This is a genomic window from Pseudomonas sp. DF11 (genome assembly GCF_058148565.1).
This window is the reverse complement of record NZ_JBYVYN010000004.1, coordinates 365,739-387,152: the sequence shown is the minus strand read 5'-3', so window position 1 is coordinate 387,152 and position 21,414 is coordinate 365,739. Positions and strand designations below refer to the sequence as shown.

Here is a 21,414-nt window from a genome sequence, read left to right as displayed (position 1 = left end):
CCCTCACTAACGGCAGTTCATCTTTTGTGGCGAGGGGATTTATCCCCGCTGGGGTGCGAAGCAGCCCCAAAACCTGACAGCACGTTTTTGGGGGGCTTCGCCCCCAGCGGGGATAAATCCCCTCGCCACAGATAGATCACCCGCCATAGTGAAAGGCATTCAGCCGAGCAACCGCCCCAACCCCTCCAGCAACCGCTGCAACGCGCCCTGATTGCGGCGCATCACCGCAAGCCCCGCCTCGGCCATGCGCTGGGCATCGCGGGGCAGTTCGAACAGGCGCTGTACCGCCAGGGCCAAGCTTTGGGCATCGTCCACTTCCGCCAGGGCACCGGCGGCGCGCAGTTGCGCGGCGATTTCAAGGAAGTTGAACAGGTGCGGTCCACTGAGCACCGGTTTCGCCAGCGCCGCTGGCTCGAGCAGGTTGTGTCCGCCGTTGGGAACCAGGCTGCCACCGACAAAAGCGCTGTCGGCCAAGGCGTAGAGAAACAGCAGTTCGCCCATGGTGTCGCCCAGCAACACTGACGTCTGGGCGGTGACCGGTTGAGCGCTGGAGCGCCGGGCCGTGGCGAAGCCTTGGTTTTCACAGAGCTGATGCACGGCATCAAAACGTTCGGGATGCCGCGGCACCAGGATCAGCAACGCATCGGGATAACTGTCGAGCAGCCGACGGTGGGCGGCGAGCACCACTTCGTCCTCGCCTTCATGGGTACTGGCGGCGATCCACACCGGGCGCTCCGTCGCTTGCCACTGGCGGCGCAAGGCGCTGGCGTCTTCAAGCAGTTGCGGGTCGATGGTCAGGTCGAACTTGATGGAACCGGTGACTTCGACGGTTTCCGCCCGGGCGCCCAACTGGCGAAAACGCTCGGCTTCGGCTTCGGTCTGTACGGCGAACAGGCTCATCTCGGCGAGCATCGGTCGGGTCAACTTGGGAAACCGCGCATATCCCCGTGCCGAACGCTCCGACAGCCGCGCGTTGGCCAGGGCCACGGGAATGCCGCGCTTGGCGCATTGGTGGATGTGGTTGGGCCACAGCTCGGTTTCCATGATGACCGCCAGGGACGGTCGGACCCGGTCGAGAAAACGCTTGGCGGCGCAGGGCAAATCGTACGGCAAGTAGCAATGCTGGATACGCGGCTCGTTGGCGAACATGGCCTGGATCCGCTCCGAACCGGTGGGCGTCATGCAGGTAACCGTGATCGGCAGCTGTGGATAACGTTGCAGCAAGGCACGGATCATCGGCGCGGCGGCAATACTTTCGCCTACCGACACCGCATGGACCCAAATGCCTCCCGGCACCATGGCCGGCAAGCCCCAGGAAAAACGCTCACCGATACGCCGGGCATACGCCGGCGCCTTGCGCGCCCGCAACCACAGCCGAATCGCTACCAGTGGCAGCCCCAGATAAAACAATGCGCTATAGAGAGTTCTGTTCATGGCGGCGGAGTTTATCGGTTTTTCAGCCGATCGCCTGCAACTGCACGGCAAAACGTTCCGCCAGCCAACGGGCGGCTGGGCCCAGGGGTTCGTCGCGGCGCCAGACCAGTTCCACCACCAGGGCCGGAGGGGTCCATTCGCTGCTGAGTTCGATCATGTCGCCCAAGTACGCCGGGTATTGCACCACATGCCGGGGCAGCCAGGCCCAGCCCAGGCCACTCCTCAGCCATTCGGCCAGCACATAGAAACTGTCGGCCCGCCAGACCTGTGGGCTGGCCTGCTCGCTGCCGGGATAGACGCTGGACTGGGTCGCCATCAACAACTGGCGGTGCCGGGCCATTTCCCGGCAGGTCACATAACCATGGTTCGCCAGCGGGTGGCCCCGGCCACACACCGTGACCATCTCGACGCTGCCCAACACCCGGCGCTCCAGCGCCTCGGGGATCTGGTCGTGATAGAACAGCAAACCAAGGTCGGCGCGCCGCTCCACCAGTTTGCGCGCCACATCGCCCTGGGCGGCGCTGGCCAGTTGCACTTCGAGGGTGGGGAATTGCTCGGCCAAGGCCGCCAGGCTGTCGATGACCGGTTGATAGGGCATGGCTTCGTCCTGGGCCAGGCGCAGCGACGCTTCCTGTCCGCGCATCAAGGCCAGGGCCCGACCGTTGAGGCGCTCGCACTGACGCAGCACTTCCCTGGCTTCTTCGAGCAAGGCTTCGCCGGCGTCGGTGAGCCTGGGCTGCCGGCCACTGCTGCGCTCGAACAGACTCACCCCCAAGTCGTCTTCCAGCAAGGCAATCGCACTGCTGATAGCCGACTGCGCCTTGCGTTGGTCACGGGCCACGGCGGAAAACGAACGCTTCTCGGCGACTCCGACAAACAGCCGCAATTGCTCCAGGTTCCACTGAACGTTCATGGCTCAACCTATCTTGATTACAGATAGGTAATGACTTTACCGCATCTGAGCAATCCCTAGAATGGCCCCATCGAAAGATGCAACCGTCGAAGAGGAACTGCCCATGAACGCCTACTACTACCTGGCCATCGCCATTTGCGCCGAAGTCATTGCCACCGTTTCGATGAAAGCGATCAAGGGCTTGAGCACACCCTTGCCCTTGCTGCTGGTCATCGCCGGCTACGGCACTGCGTTCTGGATGCTAACGCTGGTGGTGCGCACGGTACCGGTGGGCGTGGCCTACGCGGTCTGGGCCGGACTGGGGATCGTCATGGTCAGCGTGGCGGCGCTGTTCATCTACGGGCAGAAACTGGACGTGCCGGCGATGCTGGGGATGGCGTTGATTGTGTTGGGGGTGGTGGTGATCCAGCTGTTTTCCAAGACCGCCGGGCACTGAAACACACCAATATTCCAGGATTGGAAACACATTTGTGGCGAGGGGATTTATCCCCGCTGGACTGCGTAGCAGTCCAAAAAACCTGGCAGCAAGGTGTGTCTGGCAGTTTGAATGGGGGTGCTTCGCACCCCAGCGGGGATAAATCCCCTCGCCACAGGTGTGACAGCAAAGGTAGCCAAACCCGACTCATCGAGTCTGTATACTGCGCCCTCGTCTTGAACACTGAGGTCGCTCATGTCATCCGTTATTTCCACCGACATTCTGATTGTCGGCGCCGGAGTCGCCGGCCTCTGGCTGAACGCGCGCTTGCGCCGCCAGGGTTTTTCGACCGTGCTGGTGGAAAGCGCCAGCCTCGGCGGCGGGCAGAGTGTCAAATCCCAGGGCATCATCCATGGCGGCGCCAAGTACGCCTTGCATGGCGCCCTGACCGGTGCCTCGGAAGCCATCGCCGACATGCCGCGCCGCTGGCGCGAAGCCCTGAAGGGTGAAGGTGAACTGGACCTGTCCGGTGTGCGCATGTTGTCCGATGCCCATTACCTCTGGTCCCCCGGCACTCTGGCCGGCAACCTCACCAGTTTCTTTGCCAGCAAGGCCGTGCGCGGGCGAGTCGATCAGGTCAAGGGCGAGCAACTGCCGCCGGCCCTGCAAGACAAACGCTTCAAGGGCAAGGTCTATCGCCTGGCCGAGCTGGTGGTGGACGTCCCCAGCCTGATCGCGCGCCTGGCGGATCTGGCCGGCGACAGCTTGCTGGCCGGGCAGCGCATCGAGCCACTGCGCGAAGCGGGTGAGCTGGTCGGACTGAAGATCGACGACCGCGAGATCCGTGCCCAGCGCATTATCCTCAGCGCTGGCGCGGGCACGGCTGACCTGCTCAAAGCCCTGGGCCTGGACAAACCGGCCATGCAGACTCGGCCGTTGCACATGGTTTTGGCCAAGGGGCCGAGCCTCAAGCCCCTTTATGCCCATTGCCTGGGCGGGGGACCGAAGCCGCGCGTCACCGTGACCACCCACCCGGCCGCCAATGGCCAATGGGTCTGGTACCTCGGGGGTGACCTCGCCGAAGGCGATGCCATCGCCCGCGAGCCCGCCGAGCAGATCGCCGCCGCCCAGAAAGAACTCGGCCAATTGTTGCCATGGATTGACCTGAGCACCGCCCAATGGGCCACGCTGCGGGTTGACCGCGCCGAACCGTTGCAGTCGGGCCTGACCCGCCCGGACAACGCCTTCCTCGCCGAGCAGGATCGCCTGCTGGTGGGTTGGCCGACCAAACTGGCCCTGGCCCCGGACTTCGCCGATCGAGTGGTCAATGCGCTGCAACGCGACGGCATCCAGCCAAGTCACCCGGCCCCACTGCCGGAGCTGCCGAAGCCTCCGATGGGCGTACCCGCCTGGGAGCAACTGCTGCCATGAGCCAAGCGACCCTGCATGACCTCTATCGCCCCCTGGGCCATGACGGCCCGCGGGTCTCCCCCTTGGGCCTGGGCACCGTCAAGCTGGGCCGCGACCAGGGCGTCAAATACCCCAACGGCTTTCGGATTCCCGATGACGACGAAGCGCGCATGTTGCTCAAGCTGGCGCGCGACCTGGGCATCAACCTGATCGACACCGCGCCGGCCTATGGCCGCAGCGAAGAACGCCTCGGCCCGCTACTGCGTGGCCAACGCCAGGATTGGGTGATTGTCAGCAAGGTCGGCGAAGAATTCAGCGATGGCCAGTCACGCCACGACTTCAGTGCCGCCCATACCCGCTTTTCGGTGGAACGCAGCCTCAAGCGCCTGGAAACCGACTATATCGACCTGGTGCTGGTGCATTCCGACGGCAACGACCTGGCGATCCTCAACGACAGCGAGGTCTACCCGACCCTGGCGGCGCTCAAGCGCGAGGGCAAGATCGGCGGCTTCGGTTTTTCCGGCAAGACCGTCGACGGCGGCTTGAAAGCTCTGGAGCAAGGCGATTGTGCGATGGTCACCTACAATCTGAACGAACGAAACGAAAAGGCGGTCATTGACTACGCCAACGAGCACGGCAAAGCGATCCTGGTGAAGAAAGCCCTGGCCAGCGGTCACGTCTGCCTGAGCCCCGGGGTAGACCCGGTTCGTGCCAGCTTCGAACTGTTGTTTGAGCATCCTGGGGTCGCCAGTGCTATTGTCGGCACCATCAATCCGCTGCACCTCGCCCATAACGTCGCGACCGTAGCCAAGGTCCTGCGTAAACACTGACGCCGCCCTACGCGGCCTTAAGGAAGGAGCCGACATGCCGCGTACGCTCATCAGAAAGAATCCAAGCAACTTCAAGACCCTGCCCCTGTTCGTCGAAGCGACACCCGAAGGCCTGACTTACCAGAGCGTCGGGATGCCGCTGAATTTCGCCCAGACCTTGCAGCGCCGCCGACCTGTAGCCGTGGCCGATTCCGAGCGTTTTTCCCTGGAGTTGGCGAACCTGGGCGTCTCGGTGCGCCTGACCCTGCATTGGCAGAACCGCGACTATTGGGTATTGGTGCGCCAGCGCCGGCAGGATCGCGGCGACGTGGTGCTCAAGCTGATTTCCGGCTATGTCCCGGCCCATGAGCTGAACCTGCCGCTGCTCACTGCCATCAGCGAAATTGCCGAGGAATGCCTGCTGGAAACCCCTGAAGGCTGGCTTGGCGGGCGTTTCAACGACACCTGGCTGCCGGCCCCCTACGCCACCGCCCTGCATTACCGCGAAGCCTTGCCGTTTCGGCTGACGCCACTGTCGGGCTCGGCCCGCCCGGTGCGGTGTGCCAACCTGCAACTGATCGAGCGACCCCGGGCCTACGTGCACCTGCCGACAGCATCGCTGCAACTGATCTATGACTTACGCCTGGATGTGCCCAAGGAAGCCAAGTCCTTGAGCCTGTTTCACGTCGATGAGCGTCTGGAGGGCGATCAACTGGTTGCGCGCCTGGACCGCAAGCGGCCCGACCTGTACCTGATGCCGCTGCAGGATGGGCAGCCCTTGCCTGAGCTGTACACCTTGAAAAAGGATCAGTTGTACCCGGCCAGCACCCGGGGGCTGTACCTGGCGGAAAGTTTCGCCCGACAGGACGGCTGGCTGGTGCGCGACGAGCGGATTCGCTGGAAGGACTGGCTGCGCCAGCAAGGGCTGACACCACCGGGCAAGGAGTCGGGCCTGACCCGACTCAAGGGCAAGGCCCGGCAGTTGCTCAAGAAGATCGTGCCACGCAAGGTGGCTCGTTAGTTGGGCCCGCTGCGTGAATACTCCAGAGACAGCATTGTGGCGGGGGGATTTATCCCCTTTGGGCTGCGAAGCAGCCTCAAAACCTGACATCACACTGTTTCAGGCCCTTTGAAGGGGGGGGCGCTTCGCACCCCAGCGGGGATAAATCCCCTCGCCACAAAAGCTCCCCAGCCACCGAAGTCGGCTCGACCGTGGGACAGCTCAGTTATTGCGGATCTTTTCCACAATCGCCGTCGTCGAGCTGTTTTCCACCAGCCCCAACACCTTCACCGTACCCCCGTAGGCCGTGACGATGTCCGCGCCCACGACCTGATCGATGCCGTAGTCACCGCCCTTGACCAGCACATCCGGCTTGACCTGGCGCAACAGGTTTTCCGGCGTGCCCTCGCTGAAGCTGATCACCCAGTCCACCGCACCCAGGCCGGCCAGGACCGCCATGCGCCGGTCGACGCTGTTGATCGGGCGGCCCGGTCCTTTGAGACGGCTTACGGACGCATCGTCGTTGACCGCGACGATCAGTCGATCACCTTGGGCCCTGGCCTGCTCCAGGTAGGTCACGTGGCCGGCGTGCAGGATGTCGAAGCACCCGTTGGTGAAGACGATTCTTTCGTTGTGGGCACGGGCGTCGTCAACGGCCAGCAGCAGTTGTTCCAGGCCCAGCACGCCCCGCTCGGAGCCTTCCTCGCGCTGGATGGCGCGGCGTAGCTCGGGAGCGCTGATGGCCGCCGTGCCGAGCTTGCCGACGACAATGCCCGCCGCCAGGTTCGCCAGGGCGACCGCATGGGGCAATTCCTCGCCGGCGGCGATCGCCGCGGCCAGGGTGGAAATCACGGTATCGCCGGCCCCAGTCACGTCGAACACTTCGCGGGCACGGGCCGGCAGGTGCAACGCGGGGTGATCAGGACGCAGCAGGGTCATGCCATGCTCGCCACGGGTCACCAGCAAGGCGCCGAGGTCGAGGTCTTGCATCAACTGCGCGCCTTTGCTCACCAGGTCGTGCTCATCGACACAACCACCGACGATGGTTTCGAACTCGCTGAGGTTCGGCGTGATCAGGCTCGCGCCACGGTAAATGGAAAAATCCTTGCCCTTGGGGTCGGCCACTACCGGAATACCACGGGCACGGGCGGCCTGGATCAGCACCTGGTGGTTTTTCAACGCGCCTTTGCCGTAGTCCGACAACACCAGGACCTTGATACCTTCGAGCAGGTTGTCGACCTCGGCACCAAGGGCCAGGGGATCAGTGGCGAACGGTTCTTCGAAGTCGATACGCAGCAGTTGCTGGTGACGACTCATGACCCGCAGCTTGACGATGGTCGGCTGGTGCGCGATGCGCTGGAATATCGCCCGCACACCCGCGCCCTTGAGGCTGTTGGTCAGGCTGTCGGCAGCCTCGTCGTCGCCGGTCACCCCCACCAGGGAGGCCGGCGCGCCGAGGGCGGCGATGTTCAGGGCAACGTTGGCGGCACCACCGGGGCGATCCTCGATGTGCTCGACCTTGACCACCGGTACCGGGGCCTCAGGGGAAATCCGTGAGGTACCGCCATGCCAGTAGCGGTCGAGCATGACATCGCCGACCACCAATACAGGGGCTTGATCGAATCGCGGCATGGACAACTTCATGGAGCATCCCACATACAAAATGAACAGGGCCGCGATATTAGCACAGGGTTGGCGAAGGCTTATCCATGGCAACAAGGCGACCCCAGGATGCGTGCTCGATCAAACCTGCAGCAACGCCGATAGCCGGGCACAGGCCTGGGCCAGTTCCACCTCGCTGGTATCGATCGCGCAGTCCGGCGCGAGTGGCGCCTCGTAGGGACTGTCGAGCCCGGTGAAGTTCTTGATCCGCCCGGCACGGGCTTCGCGGTACAACCCCTTGGGGTCACGCTGGGCACAGACGTCGAAAGGCGTACTCACATAGACCTCTACGAAGGTGCCTTGGGCAAACAACTGTCGGGCCGCTTCCCGGTCGGCGCGAAACGGTGAGATGGCCGCAACGATGACGATCAGGCCGGCGTCGACCATCAGGCGTGCCACCTCGGCGATGCGGCGGATATTTTCCTTGCGGGCCTCGGCATCCATGCCCAGGCCCCGGCACAGCCCCTGGCGCAGGTTGTCGCCATCGAGCAGGGCGGTGTGCAAACCCTGCTGGTTGAGTTGCACTTCCAAGGCATTGGCCAGTGTCGACTTGCCCGCCCCCGACAGCCCGGTCAGCCAGATGCAGCGTGGGCGCTGGGCCTTGATGGCGGCCCGATCCTCGGGCGTGAGCGCCTGCGCATAAGGACGAATCTGCACCTGTTGCATCGATACCTTTGACGTTTCATTCATAACCAAGCATCTCGTAGTCACGTTGGTACACCCGCCGCACCAGCCGACGGGTCCGTACCGAGCAAATATCCCGTACCGGCACCACGACGCGCTGACGGGTGCGGTTCACATGGGGCAACGTCGCGGCCAGCCCCAGGTACTCACACACCCGCTGATAGTCCCGCTCCAGGTATTCCTGATAACCGATGAAGTCCATCGCCAGGTGGCCGAGGGAGTCGGTGAGGAAATCTGTTTGCGCAGCGAAATGCAATTGCCGGGTGATGTTCTCCGGATGCAGCCAGCGGACGACAAAATCGTCGAAGTCGCGGTATTGGCCGACCAGTTTCTGAGCCGCATGGTCGCGCGGCCCCAACGTGTTGCCCCGCAGGAAAGCATAGGCCGAATATGCACGCTCCAGCGGATCACGGACAAAGGCAAACTTGAAACTGGCGGCGTACTGCTGCGCAAACTGCTCTTCGTACCAGTACAACGGCAGGTGGCCCGGGCTGTAGCCATCGAAAAGCCCCACGCAAATACTGCTGCCGGCGCATTTTGGCACATGGATGAACAGGCAGCCGCGCTGGGTGAAAGCTTCGGGGAAACGGCAATTGGCCGACATCGATTTGTTCACGACCTGTCGGTCGACAACCGACAGGCGCCCCAACAGAAAGGAGCGCTGCGACTTGGGCAGTAGCTTCCAGAGATAGCGTTGCAGCATTCAAGCACCCGCGCGCGAGGGATGGTCCCTCGATGACTAAGTTGGTCCAGGAAAAGTCCTGTGGCCAGACCTTAGCAGTCGCGAGTCGCGGATTTATTGTGGGTTGGTCAAGGCAGGTAAGGATTTCGATACAAACTTGTGGGAGCGAGCCTGCTCGCGATGGCGTCGGAACATTAGACATCGCCGCCCCGGAGACACCGCTATCGCGAGCAAGCTCGCACATTGGTACTGGCTGCACACAACATTTGTGTCCCACAGTTGATCGAAGCCGGCCGAGAAAAACGGCCGGCTGTCACAGCCTGGAATCCGGACTCAGGCGATATTCTCGGCGGGGGTGTCCAGCCCCATGGCATGAAGACGCGAGTAGTAGCCGTTCTGCGCCAGGAGCTCGCCATGGGTTCCCCGCTCGACGATACGGCCCTGGTCCATCACCAGGATCATGTCGGCTTTTTCGATGGTCGACAGACGATGGGCGATGACCAGGGTCGTACGGCCTTTCATGACCTGGTCCAGCGCGGCCTGGATATGCCGTTCGGATTCGGTGTCCAGCGCCGAGGTGGCCTCGTCGAGGATCAGCAGCGGCGCGTTCTTCAACAACGCCCGGGCAATGGCCAGGCGCTGGCGCTGGCCGCCGGACAGCAACACACCGTTTTCGCCCACCTCCGTGTCCAGGCCATCGGGCAACTGCTCGATGAAGTCCATGGCGTAGGCATCCCGGGCCGCTTTTTCAATGTCGGCCCGGGGCGCACCGGCCAGGTCACCGTAGGCGATATTGTTGGCCACCGTGTCATTGAACAGCGTGACATGCTGGGTCACCTGGGCGACATGACGACGCAGGTTACGCAGGCGGTAGTCTTCGATTTCCACGTCGTCGAGCAGAATCTGGCCGACCTCATGGTGATAGAAGCGCGGGATAAGGCTCGCCAGGGTCGATTTACCGCTACCTGAACGGCCCACCAATGCAATCATCTGCCCGGGTGCCGCCGTGAAGCTGATGTCCTTGAGCACCTCGCGATCAGCGTCGGGGTAGGTAAAGCTCAGGTTGCGCACATCGAGACGACCACTGACCCGCTCCTGCTCGACCGTCCCCCTGTCGACCTCCGGCTCGACATCCAGTTGCTCGAAGATGCTCTCGGCACCGGCCACGCCTTTCTGGATGGTGGAACTGACTTCCGAGAGTTGGCGAATCGGCTTGGGCAGCAGGCCGGCAGCCGTGATGTAGGCCACCAGGTCGCCGGCCGTCGCGTCGCCGCGCAGGAACAGCACCAGGAACATCAAGGCCGCCATGGCGGTGTAGATCACCAACTGCAGCATCGGCGTATAGACCGCGCCGGTTCGCGTCATGCGCAATTGCTTGTCGGTGTTGCCCTGGCTGGCGTTGGTAAAGCGCTGCTCTTCATAGGCCTCACCGCCGAAGCTGCGCACCACGCGGTAGCCCTGGATCGTCTCGGAGGCAACGTGAGTCACGTCGCCCATGGCCACCTGGATCTTTTTGCTCTGCTTGCGGAATTTCTTGCTGGTGCTGCTGACCATGACCGCGATCAGCGGCAGGATCGCCAGCATCACCAGGGTCAGCTTCCAGTTCATCCACACCAGGTAGGCGAAGAGGAACACCACGGAGAGACCTTCGCGGATCACCACCTTGATGGCATCGGTGGCAGCACCGGTGACCATGGTCACGTTGAAGGTGATGCGGGAAATCAGGTGTCCGGAATTGTGGGTGTCGAAATAACGATTGGGCAGCACCAGCAACTTCTTGAACAACTCGACCCGCAGGTCGTGCACCAGCCCCAGGGAAACCTTGGCCAGATAATAGTTGCCCAGGAACGACCCCAGGCCCTGCCAGGCAGCGATCAGCACGATCAGCAGCGGCACCGCCATCAGCAGCTTCAAGTCCTTGAGGTACGGCACGTTGGGAAAGAGCACCGCATCGGGGTTGCTCAAGCCATCGACGAAATATTTGAGAATCCCGGCCAGCATGGGCTGGGTCGAAGCAAATATCACGAAACCCACGATACTCAGCAGGAAAATGCCCGCGTAGGGTTTGACGTATCCCAGCAACCGAAAATAGATCTTCAGGCTGGAATCCTGTTCCGCTTTGGGCGGTGCGTCACTCATCGTCGGGCTCACTGGTTAGGAAGAACGCGGAATTTTATCACAGCCACCGCAATTGGCCCGCGCCCAGGTCAAAACGCTGGTCAGGCCAATCGGCAACCAGGTAATGAACCATTCGGCGCGGGGGGTTCCGGTCAGGCTCGCGGCATCGAACTGCATCGCCAGGAACGAAAACACCCACATACCAAGCACGCCCCGGCCCAGCAGGCTTTCGCGGGCACGCCAGGCTTCGCGCAACACGGCGAACCAGACAATGCACCACAACAGCAATCCCGGCAGCCCGAGCTGAATGGTGACGTGGCTGAACAGATTGTGGGCATGATCGAACGTCAGGCCGTGGCTGGTAATCCTGTAGTCGGCCGCCATGCCAAGACCGCCCCATGGGCGCTCGGCAATCATGTGCAGGCTCGACATGAAAATCTCGGGACGATAGGAAGCCCCGCGCGCCATGACCAGCGGCTCGAGCAGCCAGAAAGTCAGCATCGCCAACACCAGGGCGGTGGCGGCAATAATCCGGGTACGCTGGTCCCGACAGTAGATCGGCATGGCCAGGACGCTGAGCAGCAAGGCCAGTGCGGCGCCGCGACTCTGGCTCGCGACCACGAAGACCGACAACAACCCCAAAGCCACCGCCCAAAGCACTTGCAGCCCTATATGACGCGGGATCCAGTGCAGCATCCAGATAGCCGCCAATCCGATCACGTAACCGCCGAGAATCGGATGGGACAACTCCCCCAGTCCTTCCAGGCGTGCATCCCATTGATTGTGCGCATACCCGTAGAAATGGACGATGGCCATCAAGGCCGTCAGCGCGAGCCCCAGGCCACCCCATTGCATGATACGAATCACACGCTCGGGCTGGCCGTCGGCGAAAATCGGAAAAAACAATAGAAACGCCAGGATGTACAACAGTCGCTTGGCTTCACGGGCAGGCTCTGCCGCCTCGGCCCAGAACAGGGTGACCAACGCCCAGAGCATCAGCGCCAACAGCGTCGTATAGATCAGCCGCTGGGCGCTCCACAACTCTACCAGCCGATGACGGGCTGGCCAGGCGAAGACCATTACCGGCAACCAGAAAAATGCAACCAACCCTTGCTGATAGATTTTGTTGGTCGGCGCAAGGGCTATCGCCAGCAAAAACCATAACAAGCCAAAAGCCATCCAGCCCCGCGCCCAACGTGTTGCCTGCATCTATTGCTCCTAAACGGTATACCTGCCAAACCGGCATGGTGAAAACAACAACTTTTGGGCATCATGGCCCGCCACGGTACCGGTTCTTTCAACAAGGTTTTCCTACGATGCAATCCTCACGGCTTCCCCAAGCCGCTTTGAATCAATTGATTGAAGGCGCCAGCATTCTGGAGGCCGACAGCTACGGCCCAAAAGTCTATCTGTTGCAGGATGGGAATATCCTCAAGCTGTTTCGCCGCAAGCGGCTTTTTTCTTCGGCTCTTCTGAGACCTTATTCAACACGATTCATCAATAATGCGGCCCGCCTGCAGAAGCTCGGCGTACCGACCCTCGAAGTGCTGGCCTTCTACAAACTGCAAAAGCCCGGCGTGACCGCTGTACTGTATAGGCCTCTTCCTGGAAAAACCCTACGTCAATTATCGAATCAGGAAAACTTCAGCTGGCAGCATACCCTTCCTGCGCTGGTCGAGCTGATCCGAAGCCTGCACGCCAGTGGCATTTATTTCCGCTCGCTGCACCTGGGCAATATCGTCGTCACGCCTGAAAACAAACTGGGGTTGATTGATGTGGCCGACATGCGCTTCCTGCGCTCGCCTTTGCCACGCTACCTGGCACGCCGCAACCTGCAGCATTTCGCTCGTTATATTGCCCGGGAGAACCTGAACGGGAGCTTTCCGATGCAGGCATTGGAAAACGCCCTATTGGTTGCCTGATATCAACTGCCGGGCGGTCTGGCTGAAACTCGACCAAGCCTCGTCAGGCGCCAGCGCCTGATACTGGGCAGCAGCGACCGCTCCAGCTGAAACCTCTGCCGTCCGTCCGATCGCCTCGCTCCAGCGCCCTTCGTCGTTGAGTGGAGCGTACCAGCCGGTGTCGCCTAACTGCTCCCGAAAGACCGCAAGCTCGCTGGCCAGCACCGGGACGCCGGCCAGGACAGCTTCCTGGAGAATCAGCCCGAGGCCCTCGTCCAAGGACGGGATCAGCACCCAGTCAAACGCCTTGTAGAGCTTCGCGACATCTTCCAGATGCCCCGCCAGCAAGACCTTGTCGACCAGATCAGGCTGGGCGATCCGCGCTTGTAGCGACTCGCGCCTTGGCCCCTCGCCGACAATCACCAGGCGCCAGTCGGGATGTTTGGCCGCCACCCGGCCAAAAGCCTCCAGCAAACTGGCGAACCCCTTGCTATCCACCAGCCGACCTACGGCGCCAAAGACCCGCGCCTCCGAGCCAGGCAATCCCAACCGGGCGCGCGCCTCTTCGCGCGAGAGCAGTGCAGACTGGAAGACAGCCGGATCGAACGCGCTACGCAGCGAGGTGACCGGAATGCCTAACTCGTCCTGGAGTGACTTCGACAGGGTCTGGGAGACCGCCACCAGGCTCAAGCGTGAAGCCGGGAAACCACGCAACAGCTCGCGGCCCGCAGGATTGAGCCGTGTCGCGCCATGGAAAATCACCACCACGCGGATCTGCGGCAGATCCTTGAGAACCGGCAACAAGGTACGCGCCACGCCGACACCATCGAGCAACACCACACGGGCATCGCTGTCGAGGAATGCCTGGCGGAAACGGCTGTGCATCAAGGGTTTGAGCAAGCGCCACACGTGCCGCCCCTTGAGCCGGGCCGATGTCATATTCCACTCAAGCGCCGCCCCGAGATCAATCTGGCAGGCAGCCGCCGATCCCTGCAAGAGCCATGTCTTGACAGGCATCGCTGGCTCCATCCGCGAGAGAATCTGGTTATGAACCTTGTGTACCGAGGCGAACGGTGAACCGCCCGCCCACATGACATTGATAACGCTCATCAAGCAGCAAACCTTTTATCGCGGACCAGAATTCATGCGTCGTGGCATTCAGTAGTTGATAAGCCAGCCAATGCAGACTCCGAGCAAGAGAACCAAGGACAACTTGACCTGAGCCTTTCGCTGGCGCTCCACGGGTACTTCCACATGAACCCCGAATCCGGTGTGCAAAACAGCATCCCCTTCGAGCGCGACCGCCGTCAAGTTCAGTTGGGCATAGCGAAGCGACAAGGCTTTTTCACCGCCGAAACCGGCGAAGGGGGCGCAAAGCCGATACTCCTTCAACCGACGCAGGCCAGGGTTGAGCGAGAAGCTCTGCCATTCGGGCTTGTCTGAAATCAACGGGTAGCAAGGCACCCCGCCGATGACTTCACGCTTGCCCAGATGAATGTAAGGACTGTGCACGCGCAAGTCGTAGGCATAGTTGCGCAACCACACCTGAAGAACATCCGGTCGTTGCTCCAGGATCGTGCGCGAATCTTCCACGAAGGCCGGGCGATAGAACGCCCAGTCATCCTCACAGTGAAAGATGTAAGGCGTCTTGACGTGCCCGTACGCCAGGTCGATCGAAGCCAGTTGCCCCAGCTTCGGTCGATTGACGAAAGCCGTCGTGCGGTCCTTCCAGTGCGCGGGAATGATGGCATGTACGCCCTCGTCGCCGGCATCTTCGGTAATGAAGACCTCACGAATCGGCGCGGTATTGAAACGGTCGAAGCTCTCCAGGGTCTGCTTGAGCAGATCGAGCCGGCCGCAACTGGTTACCACCAGGGTAATGTCACTATCGTCGGAAAACTGCACTGAAATACCATTTGGTCAATCGCCATCTGAATGCCGATGGCTCAACGATTCCTGTCAAACGCCCAGCTTCAGACGCAATCTCTCCAGCAGATTCAACGAGGCACGAGGCCGCAGCGGCGGCTCCAGTGCTTCAACGATTTTCTGCCCGATGCGCGCGAAGCTGAACTGTTCAAGCGCCAGCTTCTGGCCGTTGTGCGCCACACTGCGCGCCAGCTCGGGGTCGGCGCGCAGCCGGGAAAGTTTTTCCTGGAGCTGTGGGATGTCACGGTACAACACCACGTTGTGCATGTCCTGCAACCCCAGCGCCCGCGCCTCCTCGACGCCCTGATCGAACGCCAGCAGCACACAACCGCAGGCCATGGCTTCGAAATTCTTGATCATGAATTCGCCCATGCCTACGTCGGCACTGACGAAAAAGCGGATACGGTTGAGGGTCTCGCAATATTCCTCGCCGGATTTGGTCCGGGTCACGACCAGCGGCTCAACCCGGCCCAACTCATCCAGCAGCGCCTTGCGACCGCTGTAGGCGACACTGTTGGTGCTGCCGACGAAGGCCAACTCGATATCCCGTTCACGGCCCCGATCCTGCAACAACGACTGATCGTAGCCCTTGGGCACGAAAACCGCATCGAAACCTTCGCCGCGCAGACGTTCAGTCACCATGAAGCCAGAACTGATCACCCGTACCCACGGCAAGCGACGGTAATGTGCACTGAACTTGCCGGTGTATTTGCACGGGATGTAATTCTGGTAGGCGTCGTGCTCGAGGATCACCAGGTTGGGGATCGTGCGGATGAAGCCGGCCTGGCGGATCTCCTGCTTGAAACGCAGGAAAAACACGATCCGGTCATAACGCGATACGTCCACGTGGCGACGGAAATATCCCCGCAGGTTGCGTTGTTCCTTGCTGTCGAGCCAGCGCAAGTCGCACTCGCAATGAGCGGCCACACCTTCGTAGAGTCGGTCCAGGATGGCCCGCTGTTCTTTCTGCACCAGAAACAGAACTTTCATCGTTTTCCTTGCGGCACCGAACGACTTGATAAATAACCGGAAGCTGATTTGCGCCGCAGCGCAAAGACGCCCCGCCTTGGGCCGTTACAACCGCCAGAACAGTTCATGGCGACGCACAGCCTTGCGAAAAAATTCGTTCTCGCCATACGCCGAGCCAGTACGTCCGGCCAGCAGGCGCTGGATGCCACGGCGCAGGCGACGCTTGAACGGCGCGCGCGGTTGCAGGTCATGCATCATGCCCAGCGCCATGGCCTTGTCGCGCTGCCCAGGCAAGGCCAGCGGCAGGCTGACAGGCTGCATCGGCAGGGCCGGCTCGAAACACGGCGGCAACGCAATGCCTGTGCCCGCATCCCCCATGGGCCAGCGATCATTGTCATGCAGATGATTGGCGTAGCCCAACAGCGTGGTCGGTTGCCACTCCAGGCCTTCGAGGGCTTGCAGGACGGCACGATGGGCGCAGAGATGATCGGGGTGCGGATCGAGGGTCGGATGCGGCAAGACAATGACTTCGGGACGCGCCTTGAGCAGCAGTTCGCGCAGGTCTGCCAGCAAGTTGTTCCAGGTCGGCGCGCCGTCGGCATCGCCCGGCAAGGTGAACGGGTTCAACTGGCGGAACAGGCGGGTATCGCTCAAGTCAGCCTCGCGAGAACCTTGTGGCTGGCTCGGCGAGGCTTGCATGGCCGCCAGTTGCAGGCAGAAATACCCCAACTGCACACAATGCGCTTCAGGCACCCCGGCCCAACGCGGGACGGCAATGCTGTCCCAGGCTCGCAAACGGCCCTTGAGCCGCGCGGCTTCGACGCGGTTCAGGCCCATTTGTTGATAATGCTCGGCTTCGATTTCACCAGCGGTCAACGTCACGATCCAGGCTTCATCGGCCTGGCTGTACAAACCATAGGCAGCCAGTTCCGCATCATCGGCGTGCGGGGCGATAACCATCACTCGCTGGCGCTGGACTTCTGGTGGCGTGAAAGACCACAGCGTCGGCTCGCCCAGCAAACGGCAATGGCGCCCGCGCAGGCGCAGCTCGCCCCGGGACAACGCCGGACCCTGCTCGCTGAGGTTGAGATAGCGCAGGCCGTTGACCCCACGTTCGAAAGTTTGCAGGTCCCTTTCGCCGCCCGACAATTCAACGAGCGGGTCGATGAAGCGTCCCAGCCAGGTGCTCTTGATCCGCAGCGCGAGGATCAGCGTCGCGCCATCGTCCAGAATCACGCCTTCATCCAACCGTAGCCGCCCGGCATTCAAATGCACCTTGGGTTGCTGGGTGAACGGCGGGAAGCTGTATTGGTAATCGTCCCGGGGCGAATAGAACAAGTGATCGGCGAACCACGCCTCGTGGGCGATCCAACCCAGCACCGCCAGTACCAGGGGCAGCCACCAGGCCACCGCGACACCCAGCGACACCAACACCACCAGGGCGAGTAACAACCCCACGCGCTTGTTGCGACGGTGGCGCCTGAGCAACTGTTGCTTGCGACTCATGGGTGGGTTCATACGGTAAACACCGGCACAGGGTTGCACCAACGGTCCTTGTATTCCCGGTCCGCCCGGCCGAATGAAAAACGCAACGGCTTGCCGGCGGCACGGGCATGTTCCCAGGCGCTTTGGGTGTTGAGGAAGCTCAACACGCTGCCGGGGCTGAATTCGCGAGTCTGCGGGTCGACGCCACCGTTGATGTACTCGACGCTGATCCACTCGGGCGCCTCGACGCGATACACCAATTGAATGGCAATCGGCGCATCGTTGAGAAAGATCACCGAGCCGATCAACCATTCGCGCAGCAACTCGATCACCTCGCCCATGCGCTCGGCACCGGTGGCCGCAAAGCCCCAGCGACGCAAGAACAGGTCACAGTAGATCGAGGCCAGCTCGGCGCTGGAAAACTCGCTGACCGGCCGCACCACCCCGCCCGCCTCCTCCAGCAAACGCAGTTCACGGCGCTGGTTGTAGCGAAACTTCTTGGACAGTTCTTCCGGCGTGCGGGCCATGGCCAGTTGTTCCTGCTGCAACTTCAAGCCGCTGAAGCGTCCCTCATTGAGGGCCGACAGGTAACGTCCACGATGCCGCAACGGTGCTTGTGCATCGGGCGCCGCCGGCAGGATCAGCTCGGCATTGCCCAGATCGAACAGGCCCTTCTTGCCGCTACGCTTGAGCACGTCCTTGGACAGCGCCAGGTCGCGGCCCCAGGTCGGTATGGCGGCCTTGAGCTCGCCATCCTGCTCGAACGCCAGATAACGCACGGGAATCCCGGCCAGGGCCGCCAGCCGCTCGACCACCAAAGGATGGGTCGCCACACTGCCGCCAAAACGCTGCCAGGCCTGGGCATAAATCGACGCATCGACAGCGGTCCAGCCGCGCTCGCGCCAGCCTTGGAATCGGTTGAACATCAGGCCCTCGGCGCCAGTTCGGTGACTTGTGGCAAACGCCAGAATGCCTCGCGTACGGCGCGATCCGAGAAGCGCTCGCGCAAGCGGTCGAGCATCAGCTCGGCGCATTGGCGACGCTGCAGATCGTCCATGGCCGCCAGGTGTTGCAGCCCTTGGGCCATGTGTTCGGCGTCGCCCAGCGGAAACAGGATCCCTACGTCCTCGACCACTTCCTTGGCGCCACCGCAGGCCGTGGCCAGCAACGGCACGCCGGCGGCCATGGCTTCGAGCAGCACCATGCCGAACGGTTCATGGTCGGAACTCAGGGCGAACACATCAAAAGCGCGGAAATAACGACGCGCCTCGGGCACCTGGCCGAGCAACAGCACGCGGTCGGCAATGCCCAGCTCCAGCGCCAGCGCCCGAAGCGCTTGCTCCAGGCGGCCCTTGCCAAGAATCGCCAGTTGGCTGTTGGCCGGCAGGTATGCCAGCGCCGCGGCAAAACCGCGCAACAACGTGGCTTGATCCTTGTCCGGGTGCAGGCGACCGACATTACCGACAATCCAGGCATGCGCGTCCAACCCCAGGGTATGCCGCGCCTCCTCCCGAGAGAGCAGGCTGGCCTGCGTGGCCTCAAGGTCGATACGGTTGTAGAGGGTCTGGATCCGCGTAGCCGGCCATTTCGGCAGGCAGCGGCGCATGTCATCACGCACCGCATCGGACACTCCGAGCAGGCTCAGGCGCTTGCGAAACACATGGGCGAACAGCCGGCGGGTACGCCGCTGGTAGTCACCAAAGGCATGGTGCACGCCGATCACCGGCAGGCGCGTGCCCAGCAGGGCGATGTAGATCGGCTTGAAGCGATGGGCAATGCAGAAACTGAAATTGCGTGAGGCGGCGATCTTGCGCAGATCGCTGATGGCGCCCAGCTTCAGGCCACGAATGGCACTGGAGCTGTACTCCATGAACAGCACCTCGTCCGAGGCACAGCCGGCGGCGACTTCAGCATCGGCCGCCCCGGTGAGGAACACCGTGGTCACGCGATAGCCAGTGCCCGCGAACAGGCTGGCGTACTGACGGGCGCAGTCGAGGAACGGCCCGTCATAACCGTGGCAGAACTGCAGCACATGTCGCTCAGCCGAGCGTGTCATAAGCGTCCACGCCGTCTTTGACCACCAGGATGTCTTCCATGATCAGGTACTGCAGGTCGGAGCCATAGAACATATTCAGCGCGTCGGTCGGCGAGCAGATCATCGGTTCGCCACGACGGTTGAGCGAAGTGTTCAGCGACACGCCGTTGCCGGTCAGGACTTCCAGGGCCTTCATCATGTCGTAGTAGCGCGGGTTGTATTCGCGCTTGAGCACCTGGGCCCGGGACGTGCCGTCTTCATGGACGACTTCCGGCACGCGGGTCTTCCACTCTTCAGCCACTTCGAAGGTGAAGGTCATGAACGGCGCCGGGTGGTCGACCTTGATCATCTGCGGCGCGACGGTGTCGAGCATCGACGGGCAGAAAGGCCTCCAGCGCTCGCGGAACTTGATCTGTTCGTTGATGCGATCGGCCACGCCGCTGGCGCTTGGGCAGCCAATGATCGAGCGACCGCCCAGGGCTCGCGGGCCGAACTCCATGCGCCCCTGGAACCAGGCCACCGGATTGCCGTCGACCATGATCTTGGCGATGCGCTCGGGGGTGTTGTCGATCTTGCGCCAGGCAGGCTTGCTCGGATGACGGGCGCACGCAGCGATCACGTCTTCGTTGCTGTAGGCCGGGCCGAGGTAGACATGCTCCATCTTCTCTACCGGCACACCACGGGCGTGGGACACATAAGCTGCCGCACCCACCGCGGTACCGGCGTCACCGGAAGCCGGTTGCACGAACAGTTCCTTGACGTCGTCACGGGCGATGATCTTCTGGTTCAGCTTGACGTTCAACGCGCAGCCGCCGGCGAAAGCCAGCTTGCCGGTTTCCTTGAGTACGTCGCCCAGGTAGTGATCGATCATTTGCAGCGCGAGCTTCTCGAACAGCGCCTGCATGCTGGCCGCGTAGTGAATGTACGGCTCGTCGGCGATGTCGCCTTCGCGTTTCGGGCCGAGCCACTCGATCAGCTTCGGCGAGAAGTAGAAGCCCTTGCCCTTCTCCTTATAGCGACGCAGGCCGATCACGTTGGCGTAGTCGGTGTTGATCACCAGCTCGCCGTTTTCGAACGAGGCCAGGCGCGAGAAATCGTACTTGCTGGCATCGCCGTAAGGCGCCATGCCCATGACCTTGAATTCACCGTCGAGCATTTCAAAACCGAGAAACTCGGTGATCGCGCCGTACAGGCCACCCAGGGAGTCCGGGTCGAAGAATTCCTTTATCTTGTGGATCTTGCCGTTTTCGCCGTAGCCAAAGAAGGTCGTGGCGTATTCGCCCTTGCCATCGATGCCCAGGATCGCGGTTTTTTCCTGGAAGCCCGAGCAGTGGTAGGCGCTGGAGGCGTGGGCCAGGTGGTGCTCGACCGGCTCGATCTTGATTTTTTTCGGATCGAAGCCCAGTTGCTCCAGGCACCAGACGATCTTGCGGCGATAGCGCTTGTAGCGACGGTTACCCATCAGGATCGCGTCGAGGGCGCGGTCCGGGGCGTACCAGTAACGCTTGGCGTAATGCCAGCGAGCCTCGCCGAACAGGCTGATCGGGGCGAAGGGAATCGCCACCACGTCAACGTCGGACGGCTTGATGCCAGCCTGCTCCAGGCAGAACTTCGCCGACTCGTAGGGCATGCGGTTCTTTGCATGTTTATCGCGTACGAAGCGTTCTTCCTCGGCCGCCGCGATCAGCTTGCCGTCAATGTACAGCGCTGCGGAAGGATCATGGCTAAGGGCGCCGGACAGGCCAAGAATCGTCAATGCCACAGGGGTCTAGCCTCTTATGTCTGCATACGGGCGACAAGCGCCGCGAAAATTGATGTGCCGCGCGCCAAGGGTGCGGGGCAGCTAAAGGGCGGGATTATAGCTTAAAAGCGGCCTTAAGCCTCTAGCGGTGAGTGGGGAGTCACCGACTGCATGTCCATTGACAGCTAATGGCAGCCAACATAGACTTCGCGCAAATGGACTGGGGGATC

At 62.0% G+C, this 21,414-nt stretch carries 19 protein-coding genes; 5 read left to right on the top strand and 14 right to left on the bottom strand.

Annotated features, from left to right (window positions below):
- Positions 1-159: 159 nt before the first annotated feature.
- Both waaA and AC30D9_RS15205 read right to left on the bottom strand, forming a co-directional pair.
- Positions 160-1,434 (bottom strand): lipid IV(A) 3-deoxy-D-manno-octulosonic acid transferase, encoded by a 1,275-nt coding sequence (gene waaA, locus AC30D9_RS15210; protein WP_490144324.1) that lies wholly within the window; start codon positions 1,432-1,434, stop codon positions 160-162.
- A gap of 22 nt (positions 1,435-1,456) precedes the next feature.
- Positions 1,457-2,347, bottom strand: a complete 891-nt coding sequence (locus AC30D9_RS15205) for a LysR family transcriptional regulator (protein WP_134922606.1) — start codon at positions 2,345-2,347, stop codon at positions 1,457-1,459.
- Between the two features lie 103 nt (positions 2,348-2,450).
- Between AC30D9_RS15205 and AC30D9_RS15200 the strand changes: the two genes are divergently transcribed.
- The 4 genes from AC30D9_RS15200 (at position 2,451) to AC30D9_RS15185 (ending at position 6,002) form a co-directional block, all read left to right on the top strand.
- Positions 2,451-2,783: a DMT family transporter gene (locus AC30D9_RS15200; protein ID WP_109752132.1), complete on the top strand. Its 333-nt coding sequence runs from the start codon at positions 2,451-2,453 to the stop codon at positions 2,781-2,783.
- Positions 2,784-3,017: 234 nt separating this feature from the next.
- Positions 3,018-4,193 (top strand): NAD(P)/FAD-dependent oxidoreductase, encoded by a 1,176-nt coding sequence (locus AC30D9_RS15195; RefSeq protein ID WP_490144323.1) that lies wholly within the window; start codon positions 3,018-3,020, stop codon positions 4,191-4,193.
- Entirely contained in the window at positions 4,190-5,002 is an 813-nt protein-coding gene (locus AC30D9_RS15190; protein WP_134922604.1) for an aldo/keto reductase, read from the top strand. The genes AC30D9_RS15195 and AC30D9_RS15190 overlap by 4 nt, the downstream gene beginning before the upstream one ends.
- A gap of 34 nt (positions 5,003-5,036) precedes the next feature.
- Positions 5,037-6,002 (top strand): metal ABC transporter ATPase, encoded by a 966-nt coding sequence (locus AC30D9_RS15185; RefSeq protein ID WP_134922603.1) that lies wholly within the window; start codon positions 5,037-5,039, stop codon positions 6,000-6,002.
- A gap of 201 nt (positions 6,003-6,203) precedes the next feature.
- On the opposite strand, the gene hldE is transcribed toward AC30D9_RS15185, so the two are convergent.
- The 5 genes from hldE to AC30D9_RS15160 all read right to left on the bottom strand — a co-directional run bounded on the left by hldE (position 6,204) and on the right by AC30D9_RS15160 (position 12,336).
- Complete coding sequence (gene hldE, locus AC30D9_RS15180; RefSeq protein WP_109752363.1) at positions 6,204-7,625, bottom strand: bifunctional D-glycero-beta-D-manno-heptose-7-phosphate kinase/D-glycero-beta-D-manno-heptose 1-phosphate adenylyltransferase HldE; 1,422 nt, start codon at positions 7,623-7,625, stop codon at positions 6,204-6,206.
- Positions 7,626-7,724: 99 nt separating this feature from the next.
- Positions 7,725-8,333, bottom strand: coding sequence for an adenylyl-sulfate kinase (cysC, locus tag AC30D9_RS15175; RefSeq protein WP_134922601.1), 609 nt, complete (start codon positions 8,331-8,333; stop codon positions 7,725-7,727).
- The gene (locus AC30D9_RS15170) at positions 8,326-9,030 is read right to left on the bottom strand and encodes a sulfotransferase family 2 domain-containing protein (protein WP_134922600.1); all 705 of its coding nucleotides are present in this window, start codon (positions 9,028-9,030) and stop codon (positions 8,326-8,328) included. The genes cysC and AC30D9_RS15170 overlap by 8 nt, the downstream gene beginning before the upstream one ends.
- A gap of 312 nt (positions 9,031-9,342) precedes the next feature.
- Entirely contained in the window at positions 9,343-11,148 is a 1,806-nt protein-coding gene (gene msbA / locus AC30D9_RS15165) for a lipid A export permease/ATP-binding protein MsbA (protein ID WP_490144322.1), read from the bottom strand.
- 15 nt (positions 11,149-11,163) lie between these two features.
- A complete protein-coding gene (locus tag AC30D9_RS15160; RefSeq protein WP_307573749.1) occupies positions 11,164-12,336 on the bottom strand; it encodes an O-antigen ligase family protein in 1,173 nt (390 codons plus the stop codon).
- A gap of 107 nt (positions 12,337-12,443) precedes the next feature.
- Here AC30D9_RS15160 and AC30D9_RS15155 point away from each other — a divergent pair, with 107 nt between their 5' ends.
- On the top strand, positions 12,444-13,049 hold the full coding sequence (locus tag AC30D9_RS15155) for a BUD32 family EKC/KEOPS complex subunit (protein WP_307573747.1): 606 nt from the start codon (positions 12,444-12,446) through the stop codon (positions 13,047-13,049).
- Here AC30D9_RS15155 and AC30D9_RS15150 read toward each other — a convergent pair.
- The 7 genes from AC30D9_RS15150 to AC30D9_RS15120 all read right to left on the bottom strand — a co-directional run bounded on the left by AC30D9_RS15150 (position 13,035) and on the right by AC30D9_RS15120 (position 21,205).
- Positions 13,035-14,138, bottom strand: a complete 1,104-nt coding sequence (locus AC30D9_RS15150) for a glycosyltransferase (protein WP_307573745.1) — start codon at positions 14,136-14,138, stop codon at positions 13,035-13,037. The genes AC30D9_RS15155 and AC30D9_RS15150 overlap by 15 nt on opposite strands.
- 48 nt (positions 14,139-14,186) lie before the next feature.
- Positions 14,187-14,933 carry a glycosyltransferase family 2 protein gene (locus tag AC30D9_RS15145; RefSeq protein WP_490144321.1) on the bottom strand — a complete coding sequence of 249 codons (747 nt, stop codon included), beginning with the start codon at positions 14,931-14,933 and terminating at the stop codon, positions 14,187-14,189.
- A gap of 54 nt (positions 14,934-14,987) precedes the next feature.
- Positions 14,988-15,944 carry a glycosyltransferase family protein gene (locus AC30D9_RS15140; protein ID WP_134922595.1) on the bottom strand — a complete coding sequence of 319 codons (957 nt, stop codon included), beginning with the start codon at positions 15,942-15,944 and terminating at the stop codon, positions 14,988-14,990.
- 84 nt (positions 15,945-16,028) lie between these two features.
- A complete protein-coding gene (locus AC30D9_RS15135; protein ID WP_490144320.1) occupies positions 16,029-17,429 on the bottom strand; it encodes a PIG-L deacetylase family protein in 1,401 nt (466 codons plus the stop codon).
- 8 nt (positions 17,430-17,437) lie between these two features.
- Positions 17,438-18,334 (bottom strand): antimicrobial resistance protein Mig-14, encoded by an 897-nt coding sequence (locus AC30D9_RS15130; RefSeq protein ID WP_490144319.1) that lies wholly within the window; start codon positions 18,332-18,334, stop codon positions 17,438-17,440.
- Positions 18,334-19,464 carry a glycosyltransferase gene (locus AC30D9_RS15125; protein ID WP_134922592.1) on the bottom strand — a complete coding sequence of 377 codons (1,131 nt, stop codon included), beginning with the start codon at positions 19,462-19,464 and terminating at the stop codon, positions 18,334-18,336. The genes AC30D9_RS15130 and AC30D9_RS15125 overlap by 1 nt, the downstream gene beginning before the upstream one ends.
- Entirely contained in the window at positions 19,448-21,205 is a 1,758-nt protein-coding gene (locus AC30D9_RS15120) for a carbamoyltransferase family protein (protein WP_109752114.1), read from the bottom strand. The genes AC30D9_RS15125 and AC30D9_RS15120 overlap by 17 nt, the downstream gene beginning before the upstream one ends.
- Positions 21,206-21,414: the final 209 nt, after the last annotated feature.

Excerpts from the sequence above, each read along its gene's own strand:
- waaA (WP_490144324.1), bottom strand. The coding sequence starts at position 1,434 with ATGAACAGAACTCTCTATAGCGCATTGTTTTATCTGGGGCTGCCACTG.
- AC30D9_RS15205 (WP_134922606.1), bottom strand. The coding sequence starts at position 2,347 with ATGAACGTTCAGTGGAACCTGGAGCAATTGCGGCTGTTTGTCGGAGTC.
- AC30D9_RS15200 (WP_109752132.1), top strand. The coding sequence starts at position 2,451 with ATGAACGCCTACTACTACCTGGCCATCGCCATTTGCGCCGAAGTCATT.
- AC30D9_RS15195 (WP_490144323.1), top strand. The coding sequence starts at position 3,018 with ATGTCATCCGTTATTTCCACCGACATTCTGATTGTCGGCGCCGGAGTC.
- AC30D9_RS15190 (WP_134922604.1), top strand. The coding sequence starts at position 4,190 with ATGAGCCAAGCGACCCTGCATGACCTCTATCGCCCCCTGGGCCATGAC.
- AC30D9_RS15185 (WP_134922603.1), top strand. The coding sequence starts at position 5,037 with ATGCCGCGTACGCTCATCAGAAAGAATCCAAGCAACTTCAAGACCCTG.
- hldE (WP_109752363.1), bottom strand. The coding sequence starts at position 7,625 with ATGAAGTTGTCCATGCCGCGATTCGATCAAGCCCCTGTATTGGTGGTC.
- cysC (WP_134922601.1), bottom strand. The coding sequence starts at position 8,333 with ATGAATGAAACGTCAAAGGTATCGATGCAACAGGTGCAGATTCGTCCT.
- AC30D9_RS15170 (WP_134922600.1), bottom strand. The coding sequence starts at position 9,030 with ATGCTGCAACGCTATCTCTGGAAGCTACTGCCCAAGTCGCAGCGCTCC.
- msbA (WP_490144322.1), bottom strand. The coding sequence starts at position 11,148 with ATGAGTGACGCACCGCCCAAAGCGGAACAGGATTCCAGCCTGAAGATC.
- AC30D9_RS15160 (WP_307573749.1), bottom strand. The coding sequence starts at position 12,336 with ATGCAGGCAACACGTTGGGCGCGGGGCTGGATGGCTTTTGGCTTGTTA.
- AC30D9_RS15155 (WP_307573747.1), top strand. The coding sequence starts at position 12,444 with ATGCAATCCTCACGGCTTCCCCAAGCCGCTTTGAATCAATTGATTGAA.
- AC30D9_RS15150 (WP_307573745.1), bottom strand. The coding sequence starts at position 14,138 with ATGAGCGTTATCAATGTCATGTGGGCGGGCGGTTCACCGTTCGCCTCG.
- AC30D9_RS15140 (WP_134922595.1), bottom strand. The coding sequence starts at position 15,944 with ATGAAAGTTCTGTTTCTGGTGCAGAAAGAACAGCGGGCCATCCTGGAC.
- AC30D9_RS15135 (WP_490144320.1), bottom strand. The coding sequence starts at position 17,429 with ATGAGTCGCAAGCAACAGTTGCTCAGGCGCCACCGTCGCAACAAGCGC.
- AC30D9_RS15130 (WP_490144319.1), bottom strand. The coding sequence starts at position 18,334 with ATGTTCAACCGATTCCAAGGCTGGCGCGAGCGCGGCTGGACCGCTGTC.
- AC30D9_RS15125 (WP_134922592.1), bottom strand. The coding sequence starts at position 19,464 with ATGACACGCTCGGCTGAGCGACATGTGCTGCAGTTCTGCCACGGTTAT.